This is a genomic window from Maritimibacter harenae, from assembly GCF_009882975.1.
GTDB classification, from domain to species: domain Bacteria; phylum Pseudomonadota; class Alphaproteobacteria; order Rhodobacterales; family Rhodobacteraceae; genus Maritimibacter; species Maritimibacter harenae.
Genome location: NZ_WTUX01000014.1, coordinates 1 through 10,708 on the forward strand (window position 1 = coordinate 1; position 10,708 = coordinate 10,708).

The following is a 10,708-nucleotide window of genomic DNA, read 5'->3' on the forward strand; positions in this document are numbered from 1 at the left end:
GTGGCGAACCCAACGCCAGGCCTTTCTCCGCGCGTTCGAGCGCCTGGCGCCTCTCATGAACGCGGAATTCCATGTCGCGTCGTGTTTCGCGAAGGACCGGCCGGTGCTCGAACGGCTGGTGATAAAAGCGGTCACGGAAACCACGAAATGGGCCCCGAAGGCGCTGAAGAAGTTCCCGCCCAACCGCGGCTTCGTGATCATCGCACCAGGGGGCAAGCGCATCAAACAGCGCACATTGGCCGAGATCGAAGCCATTGATGCAGGGCGCGTCCTGCCGCCTCCTTGAGGCCGTTCACATCTGCACCACCCGTGAACTCAAAAACGAAAGCACGATATACACGAGCCTTCGGACGCGTTCTCGGGGTTCCCATGGAAAGATCCGCACAGGAAGGTGTCGCTTTGTTTCGTGCCCGCACCACCTGACCGGTGCGACACGCTGAACGCCCCGGGCTCGCGGCGTCTGAACCCAACGGTTTCAAAAAAAGTCGGAGATTTCCGAAATCCGTTTTTCCCATCGGACAATCGACCCAACTCCTTATCAGAGCCGGGCGCGGTGCCCTGCTTGTGACCATTTGGAGATCACATGCCCACTAAGTCAGACCACCTTGTAGAGCTCGGTGCTCTCATTCATCCGAGATCACCTTGCAAGATCGAGCCGCAGAAGGTTCTCGGCCGCCGGTCACCTGCAGTCGACGTGCTGAAGGACGCTGGTTGTCCGGGAGGGCCGCAGATCACGCAGCACGGAAAGTTCGGCCGGCGTGGCCCAATCAGCCCACCACACGGCAGGTCTGCACCGGTCTCAAGCAAGGCCAACATGGAACGACGCTCAACGTCCGGAAACCGCGTCAGGCCCATTTCGCCGCGGGGGTGCACGCAATGACGCTGTTACCCGTCCGGACCGTCCGCCGCCTTTACGAGGACGAGACGCTTCAGGTGATCGAAGACATTCTCGGGGGCCGGGCTTTTGACCTCGCGAGTGATCCGATCGCCAACCAAACCCTTGATCCGGCCGCTTGGCGTTCGATGGATAAGGGCCCGGTGTGCATGTCCACGTCCATCGCACCAGAGCAACGCTGGGCGTTCGCTCGGGCCATTGCGTATGATCGGTATTTGCCAACCGTCGTTCTGGATCACTTGCACTCGATGCAAAAGGCAGGTGAAATTCAAGGGCCCTGCGAAGTGGTATATTTTCCGGACGCAATCGGCATCCTCCATGACACTTACTGGCCTCGCGATGAGCGGGGTGCTCTGCAATGTCCCGACGCGCATATGTGCCTCATAACGCGCGACATCCAACGCCCCGATGACTTCATTCGGCGCAACGACCCGTTCGAGCGAACGCTTTGGCGCTGGCTGGATCACCTGCACGCAAAGACCGTGCCATGCAATGGCCTGAAACTGCCTCGGATTGAGCATCTCAAGCGCGCCGCTTGAGGTCGCCCAACTGCCACCGAACCAGACCACCCGGAAGGCGGCCTGATCTTCTGGCCGCCGGAAACCCCAAACAGAGGAGTTCGTCATGGGGAACGACATCAGAAACAAGGGCCTGCTGCTCGACAAGGCGGACTTCGCCCTGCCAAGCGATTGCACAATGGAGGCCTTGGCCGAAAGTGTCCTGGAATTTTGCCATGCGGCATTCTCCAACGAGTTCGACAACCCGTCTCTCGAGTTCTACGGGGTCGTCGCAGAGGGGTTCCCCGAAGAAGACGCCTGCGCATTCCATGAAGAACCGACTATTTGGCTCGAAAAAAGCCTGGGCTTTCGCGGCACGTTCCTCAAGCTCGCCGCCGACCTGGGAATTCCTGAAGAAAAGGCAAGCCAGGCAATCAAGACCGGTCACGGTGACCTCCTTGAAGATCATCTCAAGATCGAGATCATGCGACATCTCGACGATCGAAATTATCATGACGCCGAGGCCCTGATGCTGCACCTCCCTGGTGTTCGGGAAATCGGCCTTCCCGGCGTGTTGCATGGTGGTCACTTCGATATGAGCGGCCGGGATGTCATCGTGGATTACCGGGTCAACAATTATGGACCCGGGCGGAGAATTCTCGCCGAAATTGGCTTCAACTGGGGGCAGTAAACCCAGAAAACCGGTCCCTTGTTCTCAATGGCGCCGGCAAACACGTTCAGCCGGACTGGCTTGTCGGGGCGGCGCCGATGTCGACCACAACCAGCCGGACTCGCATCAGCGGTCGCGCAGGCCGGCCCGTGCGAGCGCTGCAACAAGGTCCGTGCGTGTCACAATCCCGGTGATCCGGCCGTGCTTCAACACAGGCACCGCATCCACGTCGTGGTCCGCGAGCATCGGCATGAGGGCGGCGAGCGGCGTGGTCGGAGTCGCGCGCGGTCCGGCAACGCTCATGATGTCCTGCGCCTCGACCGGTCGATCTCTACGCCGATCGGTAAGTCGCCGAAAAGCGGGAAGGAACCGCCGCTTCAACCGCGCAGCATCGTCGCCCGCCCGCATGATCAGGTGGATCTGGAAGATCACGCCGAGATATCGCCCGTCCCCGGTCACCACCGGAAGCGACGTGAACCCATGTCTGCGGAATTCCTGCGCCACCTGGGCGAGCGATGTTTCCGGCGCCACCGTCACCAGATCACGAGACATCATGTCCGCAGCCGTGATCGGCCCGGTCCTGTGCGTCACGGCTTGAGCCTCGGCTGCCCCGATGAGCCGCGCGAGGTCCTCGACGCCGAGGTTGAAGGACTGCCGATAGCGTTCGAGGATCCCCGTCAGTTCCTCTTCACTGAGGCCCAGACGCTCATTCGGCGCCGCGTCCTCCGTGCCATGCGGGTTCCGGTCGTGGAACTGCCGGAACGGATAATGGCGCCCTGTAAGTCTTGCGTAGAGCACTGCAAGCGCCACCAACGCCAGCGTCCCCACTGCTATGGGCGCCAACGCAAACCGGAACCCCAATGTTTCGATGACCTCCGGGTTCAGCGCGGCCGTCATTGCCACTGCGCCTGCGGGCGGATGGACCGCGCGTGCAAGGATCATGACGACGATGGCCAAGGCCACAGATAAGGCAACCCGCCCCAACGGATCCGCCACGAACATGCAGACGGCGACCCCGACCAGTGCCGCGAGTGTGTTGCCCACCACCGCTGACCACGGTTGTGCCAGCGGACTGTTGGGCACGGCGAAGAGCAGCACCGCGCTCGCCCCGAACGGCGCAACCAGGTAAAGCCCGAGCGCCGGATCGATCTGCGGCGAAAGGAGGAACAGTCCCGTAACGCCCAAACCCACAAGGGCGCCGAGACCCGCCCGGAGGGCTTCACGGGTCGATGCGCGGGGGACGACCGGGCCGAGCGAACGCAAGATGGACAAGACGATGCCTCGTTTCAACTTTGCTCTGATTTTCAGCAAAGTGCCCGGCCTGCAAGCAGGTTGTCGTTACGGCAGCCGCGCAAGAGCTCGAGACCCTGAGCCAACAGTCTCATCGGACCAAAGCGAAAATTGCCGCGGCCGCGGGTGGAAAGGCGCTCGCGCCAAGCTCGGCCGGAGGACATCAGCCACACGAATGGTCGAGGCACCTGGCGGTCATGCGTCTTCTGTTCATGCTTGGTAGAAGAGGTGCGATTGCAGCGGGAACCGCAATCGCACCGGGGATCCCTCACGGGGATTATGACACCCAGAGACTCTCGGACGAACCGAGGTTATCCTGACCCCTCAAGGGGAAAATAATCACACCGCGAGCGAAACGCGGCGGACAGCCTTTCGGGCGTATGATCAACCGATCCAGCAGTTCACTTCGCATCGGTCACAAGAAGAAGGTAGGACTGTTTCTCGGAGGCCCAAAACTTTCTGGCGAACTTTTTTGGTTTTTTCTACATTCCGGGCGCATGCCTTGGCACCTTCCGTGCGAGGCGGGCCACACTTGTCGCGCGTTCGACACGTAGGCAAGAAAGGCGCGATTGCAGACAAAACTGCAACCGCGCCGATATCCCTCACGGGGGATTATGTCGCCGAAAGCCTCCCAAAACCGAGAGCATCCTGACCCCTCAAGGGGGAAATGACCGCGCCGCAAACGGCGCTACAAGGACTGCCTTTCTGGCGCAGGCGACCGAGCCGGCAGTTGCCTTCGCATCGGTCACAAGAAGAAGGTAGGGCTATTTCTTGAACCCCAAAACTCTTTGGTGAACTTCTTTCGATTTTTTTCACGCCCAGCGAAGGTATCAGCGCATCACCGGTTGCGATCAAATCTGGTCGAGTAGCAATCAGATTAGAGTCCTCAAGATGTTCAAGAAGCTCGCGCCCTAAATCCTAAGGGCGGTCTCCCGCCGATCATGCTCGAACGCCCCTTCCATTGCCTTGATATCCGCCGCGCGCGCCGTGAGCCGCGCGGCGACCTCGGCCCAAGCACCGGTTGCCACCGCGATTTCGCGGAGAATGGCCTTCGCGCGTGCAGTCTGGATGCCGTATTCCCCTGCCGTTTCGAGCAAGAGCCCGACATCTGCCGTTCGATCATCGAAATCGATGGCCGTCGATAGGATCGGCGCCTTCAGGTCCGGCGGCACCGGATTGACGTCATATGCGGGGGACAAGACCCACCCGGCCGCACCTTCGCGCAGAAAGCCATGATTGCGAAGGTGGTCATCGACATTCGATACCAATATGGAAAAGCCGATCCGGCGAAAGAGTTCTTCCCGGTCACGTTTTGGATGCGCCCCTTCGGCTGAAAGCACCTCCGCCAGTTCGAGATAGCTCGTATCCTCGTCCCCGTCGCGATGTTCTGTCAGGGCCATCGCGGATATGAAGGGAACCCGGGTCTCGCCGCGTCGGTCGAAACGATGCGACAAGAGCACATTGCGTCCGCCCACCGACTTGAGTTCGAATGGTGCAACATTGATGCCCGCACGCGCTGCCAACGTCAGAGCGACGGCCTCCCAGATCTCGACGTCGTAACTGTCATCGACTTTCGGGAACTTCGCGATCATCAGGTTGCCCCGCGTATCGATGACACTTGCTTTGGGCCGCGCACCTCCGAGCGAAGACCCCGGGGCGAAGATCATCCGAAGGTCCTCGTCGTCGAACTTGTCCGATTGGATCCGGTCCGATGCCTCAAGCAACCGCCCGAGCTCGACCAAGCCAGGAACGCCGTCATCGCGCGGAGCAAGGAAGTCGTCCGTGCCTTCTTCCCGGAAGCGCATGGCGCCGATGCGGGAGATATCAGCCACGCCGAGCAGGAAATCCACATCTTGAAGAGCCTGGGGACGCCGACCTTCAACCTCCGCCATGCGTCGCTCGCGGCGGCGCATCAAATCTTGTCCCCATCGGTCGGGAGCGCTGTCGCCAATGGTGCCGAACATCTGCCCATTGGCCGGGTGGTATTCACCCGGTGTGAGTGGCAGCTCGGGATCGAGCGCAAACCTGAATGGATGGTCGAGCCAATCCTGCGCGTAGGCAAATGACAAGATTTCACCGCCACGGCTGGGCTTCCGCCGCATGTGCCCGAGCAAGGTGCGTCCGGCTTCCCAATCGATGTGGATTTCTATCCGTGGGCTCATGTACCGTCTTCCGAAGTTCTGTTCCGGCTCGTCGTCGACGGCAAGCGGGCTCGGCGATGGCGCAACTCAGCGGCCCTCATATCAGCCACGGGATCGTTTGCCGGCGCCGCCACGCCAGCAACCGTGTCTAACAGACCCAGTGCATTGAGCGTCGCGAGCACGGTTCCAAAAGAAACCCTGGGATCACCTGCTTCGATACGTCCGATCGTCTGGCGCGTGGTCATCGCGCGCTCGGCCACGATCTGCATGGGTAGATTGCGCGCCAGTCGCGCCGCCCGCACACGGTCTCCGATCTTGCGAAGCTCTCGCTTCACTGACGCCGGCGTCATCAATTTTTTGGCCATAGCGTAACCTCACCCGGACATTATGTAGCTTAACGTTCGCATCAATTCACTCTAGTGCAACACCATTTTCATTCTCATATAGCGTTGCATCAACTTAACGCAATAAGCGATAAGGTTTCCCTTGTACAACATTATAGGGAATCATGGGTTGCTCCCGCGTGCATATGCGCGTTGATATGAAGCGCATCCCAGAGTGCCCCGGACAACTGGATTTCGCGGGACCGTCCAGCAAGACGTGTCCAAGATCCGAAATGCGCGACCCCGGCACGCGCCGCCCGCCAAGGTGTCGACCCAAAAGCGGCACCATTCTACGTGCCCCTCTATCAGCCAGATCGACGCCATGACGAAGGGCGAACCGAGGATGGCTTGGGTTAGGCCGCCCCCTGCCCGCCCACGAGCCGCGGCGCCAATCAACCACCGCGGCCCTCTGCGTTCCCGCTTCAGGCGGTGTCGACATCGAGGATGTCGCACACCGCTTGAACCAGCGGTCGCCTAAGTTCCACAATGATGTCGAGCGCCGACGACCCGTCGCGGACGTATTCGGCCGAGTCGATCATCAGCCCTTCGAAGAAACACCGCTTCCCCTGGATCCGAACGGGGCCCTCGACATCTGGCCCCTCGACGATCGCATCGACGAAAGCACCATCCGTCAGCGTGAGGGAGTCGACGGTAATGGAAGGGGCGAGGCGATCGCAAATCGCGGCCTTGATCGCGGACGCGTGGGGCAGGATCGCCTCCAGAGCCGGCTCACCCGTATCACGGAACGTGGCCCCGGTGAGGGACACGCGTTCGACGGGGCAGAACTCTGCCTCGACTGTCACGGGCAACATTCCGTCCGGGAGCGCGAACTCCGCGCGAATGAACATGTCATCGATCACGGAGAGGGCGAGGAGGGCGGTGATTGTAGTCGTGGTCATTTCAGACTCCTGGTTTTCAGATTCAATTGCGACCCGGATCAACGGGTCGAGGAGGACGTGGGTCGTTTTTCGGCACTGCAAAATTTTTTCTCAGGGCTCACTGAACGCGCCCTGGTCAGGACGCGTCGCCTCTCAAGACAGACGATAAGAATCCCGTGGCGTTGTCCGGATTTTCGGGCGCGCCCGCCGCGCTACCTCCCGCTTCCCTGCGGGCTTCAAAACAGGCTGCGACAAGGCGAATGGCACGTTATGAACCGACCCATTTCACGCATTCCAGAGACCGACATACGCGTCGGCCGCGTAACGCAGCTGAACCTGGACCAACCCGCTCTTCCAAGCGGTCTTAATCCTGCATCATCGACCTTACGACCGCTCGTGAAACTCCAAGGCCGAGAAAGCCCTGCATGCAAGACATTCGCCATTGGCAGCTGCCAATGGCTGCCTCTGAAAAGACACCGTCTGCTGGACTCTTGAAAAGGTAATGGGCTTGCATTACCTTTTCGCATGACACTTTTCGAGGAGCACCGACATGAATGACGTGCAAACGCCCCGGTTCGAAGCGACCCTGACAGACAAATATCAGAACACGGTACCGGCCGCGGTTCGCAAGGCCCTGCACCTCGGCAAGCGAGACAAGATCGCCTACATCATCCGGGACGGCCAGGTGGTGCTGGAGAAAGCCGAGCCTCAGGGTGATCGGGTCGACCCGGCGGTGCAGGCCTTTCTCGGCTTCCTCGAGCGCGAGATGGTCAACGACCCGAAGCGCCTGCAGCCCTTCGGCGGTGAGAAAGCGCGCCAAGCCACCGAACTGGTCGAAGGCATGGACGTCGATCTGGACGCGCCACTCGACGACGAATGAGCGATCCCCATGTTCCCGGCGCGCTCGTGGTCAATGGCTGGACCCTATTGCAGGATCCAGCCTTCGCTGAGGCCTATGAAGACCTGGTCTCGATCGTCGAGGGCCTCAGGGAGAAACATCCCGAAACCTACCAGAAGAAGGCTCCCACGAAGATCCTGGCAGCCATCGAAAAGCTGACCAAGGATGTCATTCCGTCGGATCCGACCGCCTCTGCTTTCGATCTCGGCAACACGATCGGGCCGGAACACCGGGCATGGAAACGGGCGAAGTTCCTGCAGCAGTTCCGCCTTTTCTTCCGCTACGACACGAAATCCAAGATCATCATCTATGGCTGGGTAAACGACGAAAGCACCAAGAGGGCCTATGGCAGCAAGACCGATGCCTACAAAGTCTTCCAGAAACGCCTTGCGACCGGCGATCCGCCGAGCAACTGGAATGACCTGATTGAACGGGCCGCCCCGATCGATCAGTCTTGATATCGAAGGCAATCGGCCCTGCAACGGCGAAGAGGGTCCTGAGCCCGGGTTCAGCTTTTTCCGGAATCAGAAGGCTTGGGGGGATCTTGCAAGTCGGCGGTCCCATGAACGCCCCGATTTCCTCGCCCTCGGACCGCGGCAGTCCATCGACGCCGCGGCCCTCTGCGTTCCCGCTTCAGGCGGTGTCGAAGTCGAGGATGTCGCACACCGCTTGAACCAGCGGTCGCCGAAGTTCCGCAATGACGTCGAGCGCCGGCGCTCCGTCGCGGACGTATTCGGCCGAGTAGATCATCAGCCCGTCGACGAAACACCGCTCCCCCTGGATCCGAACGTGGCCCTCGACACCTGGCAGCTGGACGGTCGCATCGACGAAAGCCCCATCCGTCAGCGTGAGAGATTCAACGGTGATGGAGGGGTAGAGGCGATCGCAAATCGCGGCCTTGATCGCGGCCGCGTAGGGCAGGATCGCCTCCAGAGCCGGCTCACCCGTATCACGGAACGTGGCCCCGGTGAGGGACACCCGTTCGACGGGGCAGAACTCTGCCTCCACCGTCACGGGCAACAATCCGTCCGGGAGCGCGATCTCCGCGCGAATGGACATGTCGTCGATCACGGAGAGGGCGAGGACGGCGGTGATTGTAGTCGTGGTCATTTCAGACTCCTGTTCTTCAGATTCAATTGCGACCCACATCATCGGGTCGAGGAGGACGTGGGTCGTTTTTCGGCGCTGCAAAAATTTTCCTCGAAGCTCACTGAACCCGCTCCGGAGTCCCTCGGCATTACGATGACCCACACTTGCCCTGCTGTGCGTGATTGGTGGTCTCACGACGAACAAACGGACCTCGGGGTCCTCTGCATCGTCACACCTCGCCGCCGAAAAAGGGCAGCAGCAGCGCGTTCGCATTTCTCGGCAGAAGCCCAGTCGCGGCAATGTTCTCGGGCCTGAGCAGATGTCAGAACACGGGCCTCAAGACGCAAAACTTGGCAGCCTCCATGCCATGATCGGCACTTTTTCTATTTTGAATTCAGCACGATACACGATTTTTCGACATTTCGCGGCCTGACGTTTTCCGATCCAGCCGAAACGTACCGATGTCCTGTTCAGCGACACCAAACAGCGTAGGAGCTGATCATGCTGAGACTTCCGATTGCAACACTAGCCGGGATCGCCCCAGGGACCGAGACCCTGATTTCCGACATGTCCCTGAAGGCGGGACTGAGCTATGCAGAATGCGTGGCCATGATTGAACCAGGCAAGACCCCGGTCTTCGATTGCCGACTGTATCCCGATGTTATGGGACCCGCCACTGACCTATCGCCAGAGGCGATCCTGGCACAATTCGACGCGCTCTTCCCCGTTCTTGCCCAGGCGGACGACGCGGACACCGCGCGCGCCGTTTTCGAGGCCCGTGAGGCCTTCAACGATACGCACGGGCACACAGACGGCGCCGCCCGCTGCGGGCAGATCGCCATCGCGCTCGAGACCTCATTCTTGGAAGCCCAGCTTCCCTTCGAGGAGAGCTTGCAGCTGGCGCATTTGAGCGCCTGCCTCACGGATCGCGCCGTGCTGGGCGCTCGGCACGAGGCGTTCAACGGCTTCGTCACGGATCTCGCGGACATCCAGTGGGACCCCCGCAAGCTGGCAGCAAGTCTGGTGCGGATCGGCGCCCTGCCGAAACGCGACCCGCGCGCAATACTGTCTTATTCCGCCTACAAAGCCGTTTACGACCTCGACGTGCGGGCCAGGTTCCCAGAGCTTGTCATGGACGCACAGGCGGGCATCAACTCCGCGAAATCCATTCCGGGCTCAGCCTACGGGCGCGCGTCTCTCCGGCGCATGATGACCGCGTTCATCGACGCGGGCGACGCCTGGCTCGACAGCCCGGAGGGCCTCGAGCTCATGCGCCACCTTGCGCGGCTCTTCGAGGCCATCGGGATGAACCTTCATATGGCTCGCAAGGCCCCGCGGGCCGCGGCTGACAGGTATCTCGCGACCGCAGCCATCATATCGCGCCAGCGGTTCCGCACGCGACGTGACCTCTGCCTCAAGGCGGCCGGCTACGGCGGCCTCGATGTGCCCACCCTGCCAGCGCTCTGGGCACCGGTCGCCGGCTGAGCCGGACGTCCCCAATCCGCAAGGAACAGCCCCTCGCCTCACCACGCGGGGGTCTGCGCCCAACCCCTTCCAAGGCCCACGAGGCCAGATTTCGACCCAAGACCTGACCCTGAAAGGATCACCTCATGTACCTGACATCCCCCCTGTCGATCCAGCGGCAGCCCTTCTGCCCCACGTTTCACAGCGTCTCGCCCGGGGACAACCTGCTCTCCGCCCTCGCCATCTTCTACAAGATGACGTTTGCCGAGGTGGCCGGCTTTGCCGCCGCCGGTTCCCTCCTCGCTGAGGACCCGGCCACTCACCCTCACGTGCAGGAGCATGGCCTGTCCTTGCACCTCGAGGACCTCCGCGGCCACGCGCTCGAAGTCCTCGACGTGATTGAGCCCGCTGGCTGGTCGCCCGCGACCGAGCGTCGCTTGGAAGACCTGCAACAAGCTGTCGTGGACTGGCCCGAGGCCCCCCGGCCGGCCGCGGTGGCCGGC

12 protein-coding genes are annotated in these 10,708 nt (G+C 61.2%); 7 read left to right on the plus strand and 5 right to left on the minus strand.

What is annotated here, in order from left to right; translation table 11 throughout:
• The 3 genes from GQE99_RS11855 to GQE99_RS11865 all read left to right on the plus strand — a co-directional run.
• Nucleotides 1-286, plus strand: a 286-nt coding sequence (locus tag GQE99_RS11855; RefSeq protein WP_161351849.1) for a hypothetical protein, incomplete at its 5' end; no start/stop codon positions are given.
• 590 nt (nucleotides 287-876) lie between these two features.
• The gene (locus tag GQE99_RS11860) at nucleotides 877-1,434 is read left to right on the plus strand and encodes a hypothetical protein (RefSeq protein ID WP_161351850.1); all 558 of its coding nucleotides are present in this window, start codon (nucleotides 877-879) and stop codon (nucleotides 1,432-1,434) included.
• Nucleotides 1,435-1,519: 85 nt separating this feature from the next.
• Nucleotides 1,520-2,083, plus strand: coding sequence for a hypothetical protein (locus tag GQE99_RS11865; RefSeq protein WP_161351851.1), 564 nt, complete (start codon nucleotides 1,520-1,522; stop codon nucleotides 2,081-2,083).
• A gap of 105 nt (nucleotides 2,084-2,188) precedes the next feature.
• Here the strand turns inward: GQE99_RS11865 and GQE99_RS11870 are convergent, their stop codons facing one another.
• The 4 genes from GQE99_RS11870 to GQE99_RS11885 all read right to left on the minus strand — a co-directional run bounded on the left by GQE99_RS11870 (nucleotide 2,189) and on the right by GQE99_RS11885 (nucleotide 6,775).
• Entirely contained in the window at nucleotides 2,189-3,352 is a 1,164-nt protein-coding gene (locus GQE99_RS11870) for an HPP family protein (RefSeq protein ID WP_235917209.1), read from the minus strand.
• A 911-nt stretch (nucleotides 3,353-4,263) separates the two neighbouring features.
• On the minus strand, nucleotides 4,264-5,514 hold the full coding sequence (locus GQE99_RS11875) for a type II toxin-antitoxin system HipA family toxin (protein ID WP_161351852.1): 1,251 nt from the start codon (nucleotides 5,512-5,514) through the stop codon (nucleotides 4,264-4,266).
• Nucleotides 5,511-5,858, minus strand: coding sequence for a helix-turn-helix domain-containing protein (locus GQE99_RS11880; RefSeq protein WP_161351853.1), 348 nt, complete (start codon nucleotides 5,856-5,858; stop codon nucleotides 5,511-5,513). Before GQE99_RS11880 ends, GQE99_RS11875 begins: the two co-directional genes overlap by 4 nt.
• Before the next feature lie 440 nt (nucleotides 5,859-6,298).
• Nucleotides 6,299-6,775 (minus strand): hypothetical protein, encoded by a 477-nt coding sequence (locus tag GQE99_RS11885; RefSeq protein WP_161351854.1) that lies wholly within the window; start codon nucleotides 6,773-6,775, stop codon nucleotides 6,299-6,301.
• Between the two features lie 529 nt (nucleotides 6,776-7,304).
• On the opposite strand from GQE99_RS11885, the gene GQE99_RS11890 reads away from it, so the two are divergent.
• Nucleotides 7,305-7,634 carry a type II toxin-antitoxin system PrlF family antitoxin gene (locus tag GQE99_RS11890; RefSeq protein ID WP_161351855.1) on the plus strand — a complete coding sequence of 110 codons (330 nt, stop codon included), beginning with the start codon at nucleotides 7,305-7,307 and terminating at the stop codon, nucleotides 7,632-7,634.
• Nucleotides 7,631-8,110, plus strand: a complete 480-nt coding sequence (locus GQE99_RS11895; protein ID WP_161351856.1) for a type II toxin-antitoxin system YhaV family toxin — start codon at nucleotides 7,631-7,633, stop codon at nucleotides 8,108-8,110. Before GQE99_RS11890 ends, GQE99_RS11895 begins: the two co-directional genes overlap by 4 nt.
• A 175-nt stretch (nucleotides 8,111-8,285) precedes the next feature.
• Here GQE99_RS11895 and GQE99_RS11900 read toward each other — a convergent pair whose 3' ends face one another.
• A complete protein-coding gene (locus GQE99_RS11900) occupies nucleotides 8,286-8,762 on the minus strand; it encodes a hypothetical protein (protein WP_161351857.1) in 477 nt (158 codons plus the stop codon).
• Between the two features lie 480 nt (nucleotides 8,763-9,242).
• Between GQE99_RS11900 and GQE99_RS11905 the strand changes: the two genes are divergently transcribed.
• The gene (locus GQE99_RS11905) at nucleotides 9,243-10,226 is read left to right on the plus strand and encodes a hypothetical protein (protein WP_161351858.1); all 984 of its coding nucleotides are present in this window, start codon (nucleotides 9,243-9,245) and stop codon (nucleotides 10,224-10,226) included.
• A gap of 125 nt (nucleotides 10,227-10,351) precedes the next feature.
• Nucleotides 10,352-10,708 (plus strand): hypothetical protein (locus GQE99_RS11910; protein WP_161351859.1); only part of this gene is annotated, 357 nt, incomplete at its 3' end.